Origin of the sequence: Flavobacterium sp. (assembly GCF_043780635.1) — a bacterium.
Taxonomy (GTDB): Bacteria; Bacteroidota; Bacteroidia; order Flavobacteriales; family Flavobacteriaceae; genus Flavobacterium.
On the sequence record NZ_JAYWCK010000124.1, the window covers coordinates 14,621 to 30,915 of the forward strand.

At 33.9% G+C, this 16,295-nt stretch carries 18 protein-coding genes; 17 read left to right on the forward strand and 1 reads right to left on the reverse strand.

Going from position 1 to position 16,295, the window contains the following annotated elements; all coding sequences use genetic code 11:
• Positions 1 to 10: 10 nt before the first annotated feature.
• From ACH2BV_RS11330 to ACH2BV_RS11390, 13 genes are all read left to right on the forward strand, one after another.
• Positions 11 to 2,134 (forward strand): gliding motility protein RemB, encoded by a 2,124-nt coding sequence (locus tag ACH2BV_RS11330; protein ID WP_395050842.1) that lies wholly within the window; start codon positions 11 to 13, stop codon positions 2,132 to 2,134.
• 121 nt (positions 2,135 to 2,255) lie between these two features.
• A complete protein-coding gene (locus tag ACH2BV_RS11335) occupies positions 2,256 to 2,816 on the forward strand; it encodes a porin family protein (RefSeq protein ID WP_395050843.1) in 561 nt (186 codons plus the stop codon).
• 181 nt (positions 2,817 to 2,997) lie between these two features.
• On the forward strand, positions 2,998 to 4,215 hold the full coding sequence (trpB, locus tag ACH2BV_RS11340) for a tryptophan synthase subunit beta (protein WP_395050844.1): 1,218 nt from the start codon (positions 2,998 to 3,000) through the stop codon (positions 4,213 to 4,215).
• Between the two features lie 167 nt (positions 4,216 to 4,382).
• The gene (locus tag ACH2BV_RS11345; RefSeq protein WP_395050845.1) at positions 4,383 to 4,589 is read left to right on the forward strand and encodes a hypothetical protein; all 207 of its coding nucleotides are present in this window, start codon (positions 4,383 to 4,385) and stop codon (positions 4,587 to 4,589) included.
• Positions 4,590 to 4,608: 19 nt separating this feature from the next.
• On the forward strand, positions 4,609 to 5,019 hold the full coding sequence (locus ACH2BV_RS11350) for a hypothetical protein (RefSeq protein ID WP_395050846.1): 411 nt from the start codon (positions 4,609 to 4,611) through the stop codon (positions 5,017 to 5,019).
• A gap of 367 nt (positions 5,020 to 5,386) precedes the next feature.
• Positions 5,387 to 6,289, forward strand: coding sequence for a heme o synthase (gene cyoE / locus ACH2BV_RS11355; protein ID WP_395050847.1), 903 nt, complete (start codon positions 5,387 to 5,389; stop codon positions 6,287 to 6,289).
• 2 nt (positions 6,290 to 6,291) lie between these two features.
• The gene (locus ACH2BV_RS11360) at positions 6,292 to 6,879 is read left to right on the forward strand and encodes a heme-copper oxidase subunit III (RefSeq protein WP_395050848.1); all 588 of its coding nucleotides are present in this window, start codon (positions 6,292 to 6,294) and stop codon (positions 6,877 to 6,879) included.
• A gap of 43 nt (positions 6,880 to 6,922) precedes the next feature.
• A complete protein-coding gene (locus ACH2BV_RS11365; RefSeq protein ID WP_395050849.1) occupies positions 6,923 to 7,948 on the forward strand; it encodes a cytochrome c oxidase subunit 3 in 1,026 nt (341 codons plus the stop codon).
• Positions 7,949 to 7,966: 18 nt separating this feature from the next.
• Complete coding sequence (locus ACH2BV_RS11370) at positions 7,967 to 8,317, forward strand: cytochrome C oxidase subunit IV family protein (protein ID WP_395050850.1); 351 nt, start codon at positions 7,967 to 7,969, stop codon at positions 8,315 to 8,317.
• Between the two features lie 76 nt (positions 8,318 to 8,393).
• Positions 8,394 to 9,035: a hypothetical protein gene (locus ACH2BV_RS11375; protein ID WP_395050851.1), complete on the forward strand. Its 642-nt coding sequence runs from the start codon at positions 8,394 to 8,396 to the stop codon at positions 9,033 to 9,035.
• A gap of 12 nt (positions 9,036 to 9,047) precedes the next feature.
• The gene (locus tag ACH2BV_RS11380; RefSeq protein WP_395050852.1) at positions 9,048 to 9,734 is read left to right on the forward strand and encodes an SCO family protein; all 687 of its coding nucleotides are present in this window, start codon (positions 9,048 to 9,050) and stop codon (positions 9,732 to 9,734) included.
• 2 nt (positions 9,735 to 9,736) lie between these two features.
• Positions 9,737 to 10,276 carry a DUF420 domain-containing protein gene (locus ACH2BV_RS11385; protein WP_395050853.1) on the forward strand — a complete coding sequence of 180 codons (540 nt, stop codon included), beginning with the start codon at positions 9,737 to 9,739 and terminating at the stop codon, positions 10,274 to 10,276.
• The gene (locus tag ACH2BV_RS11390; RefSeq protein WP_395050854.1) at positions 10,269 to 10,535 is read left to right on the forward strand and encodes a hypothetical protein; all 267 of its coding nucleotides are present in this window, start codon (positions 10,269 to 10,271) and stop codon (positions 10,533 to 10,535) included. The genes ACH2BV_RS11385 and ACH2BV_RS11390 overlap by 8 nt, the downstream gene beginning before the upstream one ends.
• A 52-nt stretch (positions 10,536 to 10,587) precedes the next feature.
• Here ACH2BV_RS11390 and ACH2BV_RS11395 read toward each other — a convergent pair whose 3' ends face one another.
• The gene (locus ACH2BV_RS11395; RefSeq protein WP_395050855.1) at positions 10,588 to 11,985 is read right to left on the reverse strand and encodes a DUF4403 family protein; all 1,398 of its coding nucleotides are present in this window, start codon (positions 11,983 to 11,985) and stop codon (positions 10,588 to 10,590) included.
• A gap of 171 nt (positions 11,986 to 12,156) precedes the next feature.
• On the opposite strand from ACH2BV_RS11395, the gene ACH2BV_RS11400 reads away from it, so the two are divergent.
• From ACH2BV_RS11400 to ACH2BV_RS11415, 4 genes are all read left to right on the forward strand, one after another.
• Entirely contained in the window at positions 12,157 to 12,858 is a 702-nt protein-coding gene (locus tag ACH2BV_RS11400; protein ID WP_395050856.1) for an ABC transporter ATP-binding protein, read from the forward strand.
• Positions 12,851 to 14,098: an ABC transporter permease gene (locus ACH2BV_RS11405; RefSeq protein WP_395050857.1), complete on the forward strand. Its 1,248-nt coding sequence runs from the start codon at positions 12,851 to 12,853 to the stop codon at positions 14,096 to 14,098. The genes ACH2BV_RS11400 and ACH2BV_RS11405 overlap by 8 nt, the downstream gene beginning before the upstream one ends.
• A 2-nt stretch (positions 14,099 to 14,100) precedes the next feature.
• Positions 14,101 to 15,366 carry an ABC transporter permease gene (locus ACH2BV_RS11410; protein ID WP_395050858.1) on the forward strand — a complete coding sequence of 422 codons (1,266 nt, stop codon included), beginning with the start codon at positions 14,101 to 14,103 and terminating at the stop codon, positions 15,364 to 15,366.
• 41 nt (positions 15,367 to 15,407) lie between these two features.
• Positions 15,408 to 16,295 (forward strand): efflux RND transporter periplasmic adaptor subunit (locus ACH2BV_RS11415; protein ID WP_395050859.1); only part of this gene is annotated, 888 nt, incomplete at its 3' end.

A 16,295-nucleotide genomic window follows, 5' to 3' on the forward strand; every position in this document is an offset into this window, starting at 1 on the left:
AAAATACAATATGAAAAAAGGATTACTGACATTGCTTTTATCTCTTTCTATTTTCGTGGCTTTTGCCCAAGATGTAAATGATAGTTCAAAACAATCTGGGCTTTCTGCCGAACGATTTCCTGTTTTTCCAAATTGCGAAAATTTAGAGGCTAAAGCACTGGAAAAATGTTTCTACAATCAGGTTCAGGATTTTGTTTTCCAAAATTTTGTAGTTCCTGAAAATCTGGTTCAAAACAATTTTAAAGGCAATATTAAAGTGCTTTTTGAGGTAGACAAAAACGGTGTTTTCAAAGTAATTTATGTAAACGCTGTAGATGATGCGTTGATAAAAGAAACCAAAAGAGTTTTTGCTAAATTCCCGAAAATTAAACCATCGACCTACAATGGGAATCCAACATTTTCCCAATACAACATCACCATTTTAATCCCATTAAAAAGCACAGAACAAATGGCTTCTGAAGCTGTTGCTGCTGCCCAAGTTGTAAAAACCAACACAAAACAACTAACGGAATTAGATAGTATTGTCTATAAAAAATTCAATAATCCACAGTTCGAAAGTCATTTAAATATTCCGTTTTCGCACAGTTATTATTCGCATTTTGACGCTGCTATGAATCAAGTTGGAGCCAACAATCATACGGCTTCAAAACCTTACACTTATACAGAAGTTGCCAAATATTACAACCTTGCTGCCGAAAATGAAAAGATAAAGAAAAAAGCTTCAGGCTGGTGGGCAAGAAAATTATGGAACGAAAACTTAGTCGAAATTCAAGGGGAAGATTATTGGTTTGTTATAAATCCTATTTTTGATTTGCAAGTGGGAACTGCTTCTGGCAAAAAACATGAAAGCACATTTGTAAACACACGAGGAATTAATTTCAGTGGTGGATTAGGCTCACAGCTTAATTTCACGACTACGATTTATGAAAGTCAGGGAAGATTTGCCGATTATTACAATCGTTATGCGGAGTCTATAAAACCTGCAGGAGGTAATCCAGCAATTATTCCCGGAATTGGAATTGCAAAAGATTTCAAGACTGACGCTTATGATATCCCATCTGCTGATGCTAATTTGACTTTTGCTCCTGCTAAATTCATCGATTTGCAATTGGGTTATGGACGAAATTTTATTGGTGACGGTTATCGTTCTTTATTAGAAGGAGATGGAGCAAGTCCTTATCCTTATTTTAAAATCAATACTAATTTTTGGAAAATAAAATATACGAATACTTATATGTGGCTCAAAGATGTGCGCCCAGAAGCGACTTTAGATAGAACGTATGCAACAAAGTATATGGCAAACCATTATTTGAGTTGGAATGTGTCAAATCGATTGAATATTGGTCTCTTTGAATCTGTAATTTGGACAGACACCAATAACAGAGGATTTGATATGCATTTTGTCAATCCAATTATTTTTTATCGCTCCGTTGAATTTCAGTCATCGGCAAGAACCGGAAATGCGGTTTTGGGATTGACTTCAAAATATAAATGGAACAATCAGGTGAATTTTTACGGTCAATTTCTCTTAGATGAGTTTTCTCTTGGAGAAGTGAAGAACGAAAAAAACAGCTGGAAAAATAAATTTGCTTATCAACTGGGTGTGAAATATTTCAATGCTTTCAAAGTGGATAATTTATTGTTGCAGTTAGAATTCAATCACGTGCGCCCGTATGTGTATTCGCATAGTGAGCCTATTACAAATTACGGACACAGCAATCAAAGCATGGGACATCCTTGGGGAGGAAATTTCGAGGAACTTCTTGTGATTGCACGTTATCATAAAGGCAGACTTTTTGCCGATGCTAAATTTACTTTTGGTACACGAGGCTTGGATTTTGACACGACAGCAGACAGTTATAATTACGGAGGAAATATCTATAAAGATTATGACTTGAAACGACCTTATAATTCTGGTGTTACAGTAGGGCAAGGAAACAAAACTTCTATTTTCATCACTGATTTGCAAGCCGGATATTTGGTAAACCCAATGACGAACTTGAAACTTTTTGGCAGTTTTATTTATAGAAATTTTGACCCAAACCAAAACACAGCAACAGTTTTTAAGGAAAGCACCACTTGGTTTTCTTTAGGAATTCGCTCGGATGTGTTTAATTGGTATTTTGATTATTAGAGATTAGGTTTGGTTTAAAAAGTTTTTAGATAACGATAATAAACGATTAAAAATTACTGTTAATTTTTGTATTTAGTAAAGTAAATGGCTACATTTGTTTTTTAATATTTTATCAAAAAAAATGAAAAAAATTATTTTATCGTTAATTGCGTTGTTGATATTTGGATTCACCAATGCGCAAACAAAATTTGGAATTAAAGGAGGCTTAAATGTATCAAACTATCGAGGAGATGTTGGTAATAATTCTTCAAAAATAGGTTTCCATATAGGAGGGATTGCAGAGATTAAGCTTTCAGAAAAGTTTGCTTTACAACCTGAATTATTATTTTCAACTCAAGGCGCAGAATTTAATTTATTTGAAATGGTTCAGTTTAAACAGAATTTGTCCTATATCAATATTCCAGTTATGGTAAAATATTATCCAGTTGATAAATTTAGTTTGGAATTTGGTCCGCAAATTGGTATTTTGGTTAGTGCAATATCAATTATGGATGATGGTTATAAAACAAACATTAAAGATTCATTCAAACCTTTAGATTTTGCCGTTGATTTTGGAACTGGATATGATTTCACAAAAAACATTTCGGCTGGAATACGTTACAATTTAGGTTTATCACAAAATTTCGAGAGTTCTAAAACATCAAATAGTGTCTTTATGGCGTCATTAGATTATAAATTTTAATCCGCTCTTCGAAGTCTCCCGACTTCGAAACAAAAAATATTACCACAACCCCAAAAGTTGTGGTTTTTTTATGCGTTATTTTCATTAGCTTTGTTAGTAAGCGAAAGCAGATTTTAAAGGTTTGCTTTCGAAAATAGGATAGCAACAAACCAATATAAAACAACTCTAAATTTTAGAAAAAATGGCAGAGAATTATTTTAAAAAATACCCAAACGCAGAAGGATTTTTCAAAGAATATGGAGGCGCATTTATTCCTCCAGTGCTTGAGGTCGAAATGAAGAAAATCAGTGATGCGTATCATACAATAAGTAAATCGCATAATTTTATCTCGGAACTTCGTAGCATTCGCAAACATTATCAAGGACGACCAACGCCGGTTTATTTTTGCAATCGTCTTTCTGAGAAATACGGAGCAAGAATCTACCTGAAACGTGAAGATTTGAATCATACCAGCGCTCATAAACTGAACCATTGTATGGGAGAAGCGCTTTTGGCAAAATTCCTTGGAAAGAAAAAACTAATTGCTGAAACTGGTGCAGGACAACACGGCGTGGCACTTGCTACCGCTGCAGCTTATTTTGGTTTGGAATGTGAAATCCATATGGGCGAAGTAGACATAAAAAAAGAGCATCCAAATGTGGTGAAAATGAAAATTCTTGGAGCAACTGTTGTTCCGGTTTCCCACGGATTAAAAACATTGAAAGAAGCGGTTGACTCTGCTTTTGGAGCGTATATGCAAGATCCTATCAACTCGATTTATTGTATTGGTTCTGTAGTTGGTCCGCATCCTTTCCCGATGATGGTTCGTGATTTTCAACGCGTAGTTGGTATCGAAGCCAAAGAACAGTTTTTGGATATGACAGGCGAGTTACCAGACAGCGTAGTAGCTTGTGTTGGTGGGGGAAGTAATGCAATGGGAATCTTTTCGGCTTTTCTTGAAGATGAGGAATGCGAATTGTATGGAATAGAACCAGGAGGACTTTCTTTAAATCTTGGCGAACACGCCGCAACTATGACATTGGGAAAACCTGGAATGATTCACGGATTTAAGTGTTATGTTTTGCAGGACGAAAACGGAGAACCATCGCCAGTATATTCGGTGGCAAGTGGATTGGATTATCCAGGTGTTGGTCCTGAGCATTCGATGTTAAAAGATATGGGGAAAGTGAATTACGATTCTATTACAGACAAAGAATGCATCGATGCTTTTTATGAATTAAGCCGATTGGAAGGAATTATTCCTGCGCTCGAAAGTTCCCACGCTGTTGCTTATGCTTTGAAATTGGCTCAGAAAGAGCCTCAAAAATCTATTTTGGTAAATCTTAGCGGACGCGGTGATAAGGACATTGATTTTGTGCTTGAAAAATATGGTCTTCCTGAGAATCGCAAGGATATTTAAGAAATTTTTAAATGTAAGTTTTGAATTTTAAACTTTGCATTTGTATGATAAAAAGCTGCTCAACGAGCGGCTTTTTTATTTTTTAAATTATTTCTTAAAATGAGGAAACCCGTAAGGATGTGATTTTTATTGAAGTTAATTTAGCTTTAAATTAAAAAATTGTAAATATGAAAACAATAGAAATGGATTCAATTGGGCAAACAGATAATTTTGCATTGAGACTCGCAATATTTTTTTGGAAAGAATACAATCCAAATGCAGTTTCGATTGCCTATGCAGAATTAGTAAAAAGAGGATGTCCTATCTCAAAATCTATTTACGAAAAAATGAATGAATTTTTGGAAAATCAGCTTCTAGTGGAAAACGAAAATTGATTGTTATAAATTGAAAAAAATGACAAGAAACGAAATAATTTTAAAGAATTTTAATGGTATCTCTCTAGTTGGGGATGGCGTAATTCTAAAATTTAAATTCAGGGAACAAAAAGAAATTCCATTTTCAGATATAGATAAAATTTATATTCAGGCAAATAAAATTCCAGCAATTTATATTTTTTTATTTATTATTTTTTCTTTGATTGGAGTTTTGCTCTCTTTATGGTTTTTTGGATTTGAATTGGTCGCAATCTCACCTTTATTGTTGTTTTTTATATTGGTTGTTAGGTTAAATAATTATAAAAGATATGTAATGAAAATAAATTTAAAAAATGGCAATTCTGTTATACAACAGATTCCTTTAAAATTTAAACACAAGACTATAGAAGATATAAATATAATCCGTAAAGAACTTTTCTTATTACAATAAAGGCATGAAAAAAGTTGGGAAGTTCTGTTTTTGTTTTATTAAATTGAGGAAACAAATAATTTAGTCTTAAGACTTGCCATATTCTTTTGGAAAGAATACAATCCAAATGCAGTTTTGATTGCCTTTACAGAATTAGTAAAAAGAGGATGTCCTATTTCAAAATCTATTTACAAAAAAATGACTGGACTTCGAGAAAATTAGCTTCTGTGAAACAACTAAGAAATCGTTCTTATGGTTTAAATTATTTCACTTTGGACCTAAAAAGTTAGTGAATTTATTAAATATTTTTTTTATGATTTGTTTTTTGTCAAATCCCTTTCGATAAACTATTTTTGCAAAAGTTTTTAAAAAACAAACTGAGCAAATTTTGAATAGTACACCAAATACCATTTCCATAAAATCCATTTATACCGATTTCAAAGCAATCACTAAAGCAGGTTTGGCGATTAGTGTAGTCTTTTCGTCAATCGCTGGATTTATGCTTGGTGTTACTGATTTTCATTCTTTGGATTGGATGGTTTTGTTGAAACTTGCCATCGGTGGTTATTGTATGGTAGGCGCTTCAAATGCCTATAATCAAGTCATAGAAAAAGACCTTGACGCCTTGATGGACCGGACTAAAAATCGCCCCGTTCCGGCTGGAAGAATGTCGCCAAATATGGCGCTTGTTATCGCCAGCATCTTAACAGTTATCGGAATAGTTTTACTTTATACCATCAATCCAAAAACAGCAATGTTTGGTGCAATTTCCATATTTTTATACACCAGCATTTATACACCTTTAAAAACAATGACTTCGTTATCAGTTTTTGTGGGTGCTTTTCCCGGAGCGATTCCGTTTATGTTGGGTTGGGTTGCGGCAACTGGAAATTTTGGCATTGAAGCCGGAACCTTATTTTTGATTCAGTTTTTTTGGCAATTTCCCCATTTTTGGGCAATCGGTTGGTTTTTATATGAAGACTATGAGAAAGCGGGTTTCTTTATGTTACCAACAGGCAAAACAGATAAAGGAACAGCTTTGCAAATAATATTATATACTGTTTGGTTAATTATTGCGTCGCTATTACCAGCTTTGGGTTATACGGGACAATTATTTATTTCGCCAGTAGCTGCTATTTTGGTATTTTTGCTCGGACTTTGGATGCTTTATTATTCAGTACAATTGTACAAATTAAAAAGTGCCAAAGCTGCAAGAACCTTGATGCTTGTTAGTGTTTCCTATATTACTTTATTGCAATTAATTTATATATTTGATAAAATTTTAAGATAGTTATGACAACAACAATGACGGCCGAAGAACATAAGTTAAGAACAGCAAGATCATACAAATTGCTGCTATTGTTCGCCATTATAAGTATGATTATGATGTTTGCAGGGCTTACAAGTGCTTTTGTGGTGAGTAAATCCAGAGTTGATTGGTTGAAAGATTTTCAATTGCCTTCTGCATTTTTCTTTAGCACGGCAGTGATAATAGGCTGTAGTGTGACTTTTCATTTGGCAAAAAAAGCCATTCAAAAGGACAATCAAAAAGCGACAACATCATTCCTTTTCGCTACTTTAGCGTTAGGGATTTTATTTGTGATTTTACAATTTGTTGGTTTTAGTCAAATTGTGGCCAATGGCTATTATTTTACTGGAGCCGAAAGTTCAATTACAACAACATTCCTATATATTGTTACCGTTGTTCATTTATTACACCTTGCCGGCGGCTTAATTGCGCTATTAATTATTATTTACAAACAATTGAAACAAAAATACAATTCGACTCAAACGCTTGGTATTGAACTGGGTGCGATGTATTGGCACTTTCTTGATTTATTGTGGGTTTATTTATTTTTATTTTTATATTTCTTTAAATAAGAAAAAATTGTAGATTTGGGAACTTTTTAACGAATGATTTTTTATGGAGACAGTTACTACTGAAAATAGTGGAGGAAAAACTTGGGGAGGCGGCAATGAGCCAATGGGAGCAAGTTATGGCAAATTAATGATGTGGTTTTTTATCTTATCAGATGCTTTAACATTCTCAGGATTTCTTGCAGCTTATGGTTTTTCAAGATTTAAATTTATTGAGACTTGGCCTTTAGCCGATGAGGTGTTTACGCACGTGCCGTTTATGCATGGCAATCCTCAACCAATGCTTTATGTGGCATTTATGACTTTTATTTTGATTTTTTCATCCGTAACGATGGTTCTGGCCGTTGATGCTGGACACCAACTGAAAAAAGATAAAGTAGCAATTTATTTGTTCTTAACCATCATTGGAGGTTTGATATTCGTAGGCTCACAAGCTTGGGAATGGAAAAACTTCATCAAAGGTGAATATGGCGCTGTTGAAACAAAAGGAGGAAGTTTACTTCAGTTTGTGGATAAAGACGGAAAAAGAGTGGCACTTGAAAGTTTTGCTGCAACTTTACCAGAAGAAAGAGAACAATTGACTAGAAATAAAGGAAGATGGTTTATGGATGAACCTTCTTTACCAGAGTATTCTGTTGCTGAAGTTCAGGCAGGTTTCAAAGCACATCCAGATTTATTAATTAGAACCGAGACTATTTATGAAGATAGTGCAGCTAGTGAGAAAGACTCTAAAATCAATCACGAATTAACGAAACACAAACATAAAACAATACTTACCAGAAGCGAATCTGAATTGCGTTTAACTCAGGCAAGTTTAGTTGTTGAAGGCGCTAACCTGACCAGAAATGAATACGGAAGCAAGTTATTTGCTGATTTCTTTTTCTTTATTACAGGTTTCCACGGTTTCCACGTATTCTCAGGAGTTGTTATAAACTGTATTATATTTTTTAATGTAATTCTAGGAACTTACGAGAAAAGAAAAAGTTATGAAATGGTAGAAAAAGTTGGACTTTATTGGCACTTTGTTGATTTAGTTTGGGTATTTGTATTCACGGTTTTCTATCTAGTTTAATTTACAAAAATTTATATTATGGCACACGAGCACGTATCTAATACAAAAAGAATTTGGACAGTTTTTGGAATATTGTCTTTAATAACAATCGTTGAGGTATTTTTCGGAATATCAAAACCTGAATTTATGCACATGAATAATTTCTTGGGCATGAATTTGTTAAACTGGTTATTCATCATCTTGACCTTGGTTAAAGCCTATTATATTGTTTATGCATTTATGCATATGGAAGGAGAAAAAACTTCTTTAAGATATGCGGTAATTTTGCCATTAATCTTTCTCGTAGTCTATTTGCTTTTCATCCTTTTGACTGAAGGAAATTATATTTTCGAGGTTTTTAAAAACTCCACAATCAAATGGAATTTTTAACAAGATATTAATTCAAAAAGAAGGTGCGCATTGCGTGCCTTTTTTTATTTTTGTACTTTAAATTTATTCCTAACTTATGAAAAAGAATATTGTTCTCTTCATCCTTTTTGTTTTACCAATTGTGGCTTATTTGTTTTTTGCTTCGGGAATAAATAGTTTCACGAAATTGCCTATAATTACACCTAAAGTAGCCGATTTTGGAAACTGGGAATCCTTAAAAAACGAAAAAGTCAGTCTTAATGATAAAATAACAATTCTTGGTTTTTCAGGTTCCAATATTTTGGAAAATAGAGGGAATTTCTTTAATCTGAATGAAAAAATTTATCAACAATATCATACTTTCAAAGATTTACAATTTGTAGTTATTTGCCCTTTGGGAACAGAAGCTGATGCTAAGAAAATTGTTGATGCTTTGGGAGCATTTACAGATGTCAGCCAATGGCATTTTGTGTTTACTTCGCCAGAAGAAATCAATACTTATTACAACCAATTAAAACTCGTTGGAAAATTGGACAAAGATTTGGGAACTCCAAACGTTTACATTGTTGACAAAGAAAGAAACCTGAGAGGAAGAAAAGAAAAAAAAGGATATAAAGAAGGTTACAACACCTTTCATCCTGCTGAATTGAGTAACGAAATGTTGGACGATTTCCGAGTAATTCTTTATGAATATCGTGCCGCTCTCAAGAAAAATCATAATGCTACAAAACAACTTTAAACTTTAGAAATAATGCTTAAAAATAAATCATATATTGGGATTTCATTTATCATTCTCGTCTTTGGAATCTATGCTATTCCAAAAATAATTGACAGAATACAGCATAACGAAATTGTAAAAGGAGATCGATTAGATAAAGTTTCTAATTCATCCAGTGAAGGAGAAAAATTGACTAAAATTGGTCCGGCTCCAAAATTTGAATTGGTAAACCAAGATAACATCAAGATTAACAATGAAACTTACAAAGGCAAAGTATATGTTTTAGAATTTTTCTTCACGACTTGTCCAACTATTTGTCCAAAAATGAATCAAAGTATGTTGCAAATTGAGAACACTTTTTTTGGTAATCCTAATTTCGGTATTGTTTCTATATCCATTGACCCAGAACACGATACTCCGGAAGTTTTAAAAGCACATCGGGAATTATTGGGCATAAAATCTTCGAATTGGAATTTATTGACAGGTGACAGAACTTATATTTTGGATTTATCAAACAAAGGTTTTAATCTTTATGCAGGAGAAAATAACAAAGCAAAAGGTGGTTTTGAACATTCTGGATTGTTTGCCCTGATTGATAAGAATGGAAATATTCGCTGTCGAAAAGACAATTACGGAAATCCAATTTTATACTATGATGGCTTAGATAAAAAAGGAGTAAGAGATATTCAACAAGACATAGCAATTTTATTAAAAGAATAGAGATGGAAGATAATTCATTAGAGAAAAAATTTAGCAAGTTTATAGTAATTATATCAATCTTAATTCCGGTTGTGGTTGCGCTGCTTTTTAGTGTAAAACTAAAAGATTATGGTATAAATGTTCAACCGTTGTCGTTTCTTCCGCCAATTTACGCTACTATAAATGGAATCACGGCTGTCGTTTTAATTGCTGGAGTATTGGCCATTAAAAATGGAAAAAGAAAACTTCACGAACGATTAATGACAACAGCAATTGCCCTTTCGATTGTTTTTTTAGTGATGTATGTGGCATATCATATGACCACTGATTCCACTAAGTTTGGAGGAGAAGGATTGATTAGAAATGTTTATTTCTTTATTTTAATAACGCATATTATCTTGTCAATTGCAGTTATTCCGCTGGTTTTGATAACTTATGTTCGCGCTTTGGCCAATAAATTTGACAAGCATAAAAAAATTGCAAAAATCACATTTCCAATCTGGTTGTATGTTGCCATTACTGGTGTTGTGGTTTATTTAATGATTTCCCCTTATTATGTTTAATAGAAAAAATAGAGTAAATAAAATAGAGCAAAAAGCAAATAGTAAAGGGATGAACATCCTCTATTTCCTATTTTCTATTTTCTTTTCGCTTTCCGCAAATGCTCAATGTGCAATGTGTCGCGCGGCTTTAGCTGGCGAAGGTAATAAAGCACAAGCACAAGCCGTAAATGACGGCATCGTTTACCTGATGGTGATTCCTTATTTGCTTGTTGGCGGAATTGGGTATTATATTTATCGAATGAGAATGAAGAAAAAATAAGATTCAATGTATAAGTTCCAACCTAAAATCAGAAATCTACAATCTGAATTTTTTACTTCAAACCATCAACGGCAACATTTACAGTTCCATTTACTTTTACAAAAGCAATGATGGCTTTGTTTGTCAATTGAATTTTCTGGAATTGAATATCATCCATTTTACCATTGACAAAAACGCCGGGCATTGGCGAGTAATTTTTCAAATACACCATCATATTTTGTTTTCCTTCTTCTAAATTAGGAACGATCGAATAGCGGCAACTTTCCTGGATTTTTCTTAAAACTAAACCTTGTGCAAGCCAGTTGGCTGTTCGCATTAGTTTACTCTTGGTGTCCAAAGCATACTCGAGTTTGTCAAAAAACAACTCTTTTGTGTGCTCATTATATTGAGGAAATCCAGTCAAATAAATCGTTCCGTTTACACTTCCTAAAACGTCCAAGGCAATCACCAATTTGTCGTTTTTGTGCCAAATTTCAACCTTTTGAACTTTTACTTTTTTGCTGCCGGAACCAAATTCCTGTCCGGCAAAATTCTTTGTCATTATTTTTGAAGCCTCAGCGAAAGTAGAAACTGCAGCAATGTTTGCCGTAATCTGGTTCGGGATTTTTGTTACAGGCTTCAATATGATTTTTGTTGCGTCGAATTTTGATTCTGGTTTGTTTCCTATCACAGTTTCCATTGTGCATTTCATTCCCATTTCCATCAAAAAAGTGTCGTTTTTTAGTTTGGCATTAGTCGAATAAATTTCGACAGGAACAATCCTGAGCCAACCTTCATAGGCTTCACTCATTTGAAAAGGAGTACATATTTTTTCTAAAGCTGCCAAAACATTTGGTTTAAAATCCATCGATTTTTCAATTGCAGCATCAATCTTTTTTTCAATTTTAGATCTGAAAATCTTCAGGGTTGGATTCATAAGATAGGTAACCGGAACATTTTTTCCAAAAACAACCATTGTGGGACTTTCGTTCCAGTCTATTGATTTTAGTGCGGTTTTTGTGTTGAGTTTCCAATTAGTTAAAGCTACATCGCTCATCAAAGTTACGACTCCGTTTAGATTGAATTCCTTAGTATTATGCAATTCAACTCCTAAAGTTTTTGTTCCAATTCTATATTTGAATAAAACTTTTAAAGGTAAAATTGTTTTTATTTTTCCGCCAGAAACTTCATTATCATTGCTGATAGAAATAGGACCTAATTTCCAAATTTTCATCTCAATATCATCATCTTCAATGTTATTGTCTTCATAGATTAACCCATTCAAAAGAGCATTAGTCTGGTTTTCGACATCCTTTAGTTTGACGCTAATAGGCAAATTAATAAAGGAAGGAGAGGTTTCGTATAACAATGGACTGGCGTTATCCGGTTCTGGTTTTAGTGCCGCTATTTTATTAGAAGTGGAACAACTCGAAAGCAGGAAAACAATTACAATTGGAAAGAATTTCAGCATTTTATTTTGGTTTGTAAACGCAAAATTAACAAAACAAATATATTTTTTGAATAAACTGTAACATTTTCAACATAGATAAGTCTTATTCATTTTGGGAGTAAGACTATTAACTTTTTTTTAGTACTGTTTCTTCGTTAAAATAAATAATATTGTTCTCTAATTCAAGTAGATATGATTGAAATTAAAGATTTACATAAATCCTATAATGTAGGAGGTTCAGAATTACATGTCCTAAAAGGAATCAATTTCAACATCAAAGAAGGAGAGTTGGTTGCGATTATGGGTTCCTCTGGTTCTGGAAAATCTACTTTGCTTAATATTCTGGGAATTCTTGATGAAGCTGATTCTGGCGATTATATTTTGGATAATATGCCTGTGAAAAATCTTAACGAAACGATAGCTTCTAAATACCGAAACCAATTTTTGGGTTTTGTTTTCCAATCTTTTAATCTAATCAATTATAAATCTGCTCTGGATAATGTGGCAATGCCCTTGTATTATAAAGGAATTAAAAGAAAAGAACGTAACGAAATTGCAATGAGCTATCTTGAAAAAGTGGGTTTATCTTCACATTCGCATCACTTGCCAAGTGAACTTTCAGGAGGGCAAAAACAGCGTGTGGCAATTGCAAGAGCAATGGCATCGAACCCAAAAGTTTTATTGGCCGATGAGCCAACTGGAGCTTTGGACACAGTAACTTCTTATGAAGTTATGGAACTCATTCAAGGTATAAATGACGAAGGGAAAACGATTTTGATCGTAACCCACGAACCCGATATTGCTGCAATGTGCAAAAGAAACGTGGTTTTGAAAGACGGAATAATCATCGATGATAAATATGTGGAACAAGTAAGAGCATCATCTTATGTTTAATATAGAACGCTGGCAAGAAATTTTTGAGGCTATTGCCAAAAACAAAATGAGAACTTTTCTCACGGGAACTTCTGTGGCTTCAGGAATTTTTATTTTGGTTATTCTTCTGGGTGCCGGAAAAGGACTTGAAAACGGAATTGCAAAACAGTTTGCAAATGATGCTGAAGGAGTTATTTGGATTTGGGCTGGAACAACAACAAAAGAATACAAAGGTTTAAATCCAGGAAGACAAATTCAGTTGCGCAACAGCGATTTTGATATTTCTCAACAAAAATTTCAAAAGATAATTGACAAGAAAAGTCCAAAATTCAATATTTGGAACGGAAATATTGTCTATGGAAAAGAAACCGGAAACTACGATTGCCAAGGAGTTTCTGCAGATCATCAAGCCATTGAAAAAGTCAGTATTGTTCAAGGAAGATTTGTTAACCTTATAGATTTGGTCAATAAAAGGAAGGTGGCTGTTATTGGACAAAAGCTAAAACAGGATTTATTTAAAGATAGAAATGCTGTTGGTGAGCATATAGCAATTAGTAACGTAAAATTTGAAGTTGTTGGAGTTTTTTCAGATCCAGGCGGAGAAAGAGAAGAGGCTAGAACTTATTTGCCTCTGACAACCGTGCAACAAGTTTTTGGTAGTGGAGGTGATAAATTAACCGATATGTCTTTCATCCTTCACAAAAAAGATACTTATGAGGAAGCTTTGGCAGAGTCAAAGAAATTTACCGAAGGGATTTCACAATTGCTCAAAGGTAAAAATACAATTGCGCCAGACGACACTAGTGGCATAGGAATAAATAGCACTGTAGAGAATATCAAACAGTTTTATGATTTGAATTTATATATCCGATTGTTTTTTTGGTGGGTTGGTATTTGTACCATAATCGCAGGAGTTGTAGGAGTAAGCAACATTATGTTGATTATAGTGAAGGAAAGAACAAAGGAAATCGGAATTAGAAAAGCGCTCGGAGCAACGCCTCTTTCAATTGTTGGAATGATTTTGCACGAATCGATATTTATTACCACAATAGCTGGGTTTGTTGGGCTTTTGTCCAGTTTGGCACTTTTGGAATTGGTTGGCCCGCAGATTAAAAGCGATTATTTCTTTAATCCCGAAGTCGATTTTACAATCGCATTAACAACTCTGGGATTGTTAGTATTTGCTGGTGCATTAGCTGGATTTTTCCCGGCATACAGAGCAGCAAAAATAAAACCTATTGTAGCACTTAGAGACGAATAATTATGTTTGACAAAGATAAATGGGATGAAATTTTAGAAGCATTGACCGCGAATACGTTCCGGACAATACTGACTGCTTTTGGGGTTTTCTGGGGAATATTTATTTTGGTAATTCTTCTTGCAGCTGGAAATGGGTTGGAGAATGGAGTTAAACAAGGATTTGCTGGTATGGCTACAAACACGATGTTTATGTGGACACAAGGTACTTCAAAACCCTACAAAGGACTCCCTAAAATTAGACAATTCAGCTTTCAAAATAGCGATGTACCAGCTCTAAAAGAAAAATTTCCTGACCTTTTATATGTTTCTCCAAGAAATCAATTAGGCGGACATAATGGAGTAAACAATGTGGTTAGAGGAACAAAAACAGCTGCTTTTGATGTCTATGGAGATTATCCTGAATATGTCAAACAGGAATCAATGGACATTGTTAAAGGACGTTTTGTGAATTACCAAGATATAAAGTCGAGTCGTAAAGTTGCCGTGATTGGTCAAGGTGTGATTGATGGATTGTATGAAAAAGCAGAAGAAGTTATTGGAACTTATATCAAAGTCAATGGCGTAAATTTTATGATTGTTGGGATTTACAAATCAAAATCCAATAATAATGGTAATGCAGAGGAAAGGCAAAAAAATGTATTCGTTCCTTTTACTGCTTTCCAACAGGCTTTTAATTTTGGCGATAAAGTGGGCTGGATGGCAATTACTGCAAATGATGATGCTTCAATTACTGAATTAAAACCAAAGATTTTAGAATATATGAAATCCCGACATTCTATTAGTCCGGATGATGAAAGAGCTATTGGGAATTTCGATTTATATGCTGAATTCAGCAAAATACTGGGTTTGTTTTCGATACTAAGATTTATAGCCTATTTCGTTGGAACTTTAGTGTTGCTTTCAGGAGTTATTGGAATTTCAAATATTATGCTAATAGTTGTAAAAGAAAGAACCAAGGAAATTGGAATTCGAAGAGCTTTAGGCGCAACACCAGCGGCTATTCGTTCTCAAATATTATTGGAAGCTATCTTTTTGACCATTTCTGCCGGAATGTTAGGCATTGCAGGAGCGACCGGAATTTTGATATTAATCAACAAGATTTTGGATTCGATGCCGAGTGAAGGCACAATGTTTGCCAATCCAAGCGTCGATTTACCAGTAGTTTTCTTTGCTTTAATAATATTGGTTGGATCTGGATTGTTGGCAGGATTAATTCCAGCCCAGACAGCCATAAAAGTAAAACCTGTTGATGCATTAAGAACGGAATAAAATATCAATCAAAAATAAAAATCGAATTTAAAACCATTAAAATGAAAAAAGGAGTAACCATAACAATCTTAATTTTTATAGCAATATTATTTTTCGGTGCGCTATATTATTTGTATGCCAAAAACCAGGAATCTCCGGTTGTTTTTGAAACAGATAAAACGGAAATTAAAACAATTATCAAGAATACCATCGCCACCGGTAATATCGTTCCGGACGAAGAAGTCTTAATTAAGCCAAATATTTCAGGGATTATTGAAGCTGTTTATATTAAAGCTGGTCAAACTATCAAGGCAGGTGATTTAATTGCCAAAATAAAAGTTGTTGCCAATGTTTCTAATTTGAACAATACTCAAAATCAGGTTCAAACTGCAAAAATTAACTTGGACAATCAGGAAAAATTGTTCCAAAGACAAAAAACATTGTTTGACAAAGGTGTAATTTCTGCCAATGATTTTGATGCGGCACAAGTAGCTTACAAACAGGCTAAACAAGATTATATCGCTTCAAAACAAGGTTATGAAATTGTGAAAACCGGAACAACTTCTGGTCTTGGAAATTATGCTAATACTTTAATTCGTTCCACAGTGAACGGAATGGTGCTTGATGTTCCCGTAAAAGTGGGGAATCAGGTAATCGAAAGCAATAATTTTAACGAAGGAACTACTATTGCCAGTGTTGCTGATGTGGGTCGAATGATATTCGTAGGTAAAATTGATGAATCCGAAGTAGGAAAAATAGAAGTAAATTTACCTATTGAAATTACCGTTGGAGCCATCGAAAACAAAAAGTTTAATGCTGTTTTAACCGATATCGCTCCAAAGGGGAAAACCGAAAACGGAGCTATTCAATTCGAAATAAAAGCTTCATTATTAAATAGAGACGATACTTTTATTAGAGCAGGATTGAGTGCCAATGCTTCGATTATTTTG

What these genes read in the sequence shown, in the direction of transcription:
- ACH2BV_RS11405 (WP_395050857.1), top strand. Translation starts at nt 12,851, where the DNA reads ATGTTTAATATAGAACGCTGGCAAGAAATTTTTGAGGCTATTGCCAAA.
- ACH2BV_RS11400 (WP_395050856.1), top strand. Translation starts at nt 12,157, where the DNA reads ATGATTGAAATTAAAGATTTACATAAATCCTATAATGTAGGAGGTTCA.
- ACH2BV_RS11350 (WP_395050846.1), top strand. Translation starts at nt 4,609, where the DNA reads ATGACAAGAAACGAAATAATTTTAAAGAATTTTAATGGTATCTCTCTA.
- ACH2BV_RS11330 (WP_395050842.1), top strand. Translation starts at nt 11, where the DNA reads ATGAAAAAAGGATTACTGACATTGCTTTTATCTCTTTCTATTTTCGTG.
- ACH2BV_RS11410 (WP_395050858.1), top strand. Translation starts at nt 14,101, where the DNA reads ATGTTTGACAAAGATAAATGGGATGAAATTTTAGAAGCATTGACCGCG.
- ACH2BV_RS11395 (WP_395050855.1), bottom strand. Translation starts at nt 11,985, where the DNA reads ATGCTGAAATTCTTTCCAATTGTAATTGTTTTCCTGCTTTCGAGTTGT.
- ACH2BV_RS11345 (WP_395050845.1), top strand. Translation starts at nt 4,383, where the DNA reads ATGAAAACAATAGAAATGGATTCAATTGGGCAAACAGATAATTTTGCA.
- ACH2BV_RS11335 (WP_395050843.1), top strand. Translation starts at nt 2,256, where the DNA reads ATGAAAAAAATTATTTTATCGTTAATTGCGTTGTTGATATTTGGATTC.
- trpB (WP_395050844.1), top strand. Translation starts at nt 2,998, where the DNA reads ATGGCAGAGAATTATTTTAAAAAATACCCAAACGCAGAAGGATTTTTC.
- ACH2BV_RS11365 (WP_395050849.1), top strand. Translation starts at nt 6,923, where the DNA reads ATGGAGACAGTTACTACTGAAAATAGTGGAGGAAAAACTTGGGGAGGC.
- ACH2BV_RS11360 (WP_395050848.1), top strand. Translation starts at nt 6,292, where the DNA reads ATGACAACAACAATGACGGCCGAAGAACATAAGTTAAGAACAGCAAGA.
- ACH2BV_RS11380 (WP_395050852.1), top strand. Translation starts at nt 9,048, where the DNA reads ATGCTTAAAAATAAATCATATATTGGGATTTCATTTATCATTCTCGTC.
- ACH2BV_RS11385 (WP_395050853.1), top strand. Translation starts at nt 9,737, where the DNA reads ATGGAAGATAATTCATTAGAGAAAAAATTTAGCAAGTTTATAGTAATT.
- ACH2BV_RS11375 (WP_395050851.1), top strand. Translation starts at nt 8,394, where the DNA reads ATGAAAAAGAATATTGTTCTCTTCATCCTTTTTGTTTTACCAATTGTG.
- ACH2BV_RS11370 (WP_395050850.1), top strand. Translation starts at nt 7,967, where the DNA reads ATGGCACACGAGCACGTATCTAATACAAAAAGAATTTGGACAGTTTTT.
- ACH2BV_RS11390 (WP_395050854.1), top strand. Translation starts at nt 10,269, where the DNA reads ATGTTTAATAGAAAAAATAGAGTAAATAAAATAGAGCAAAAAGCAAAT.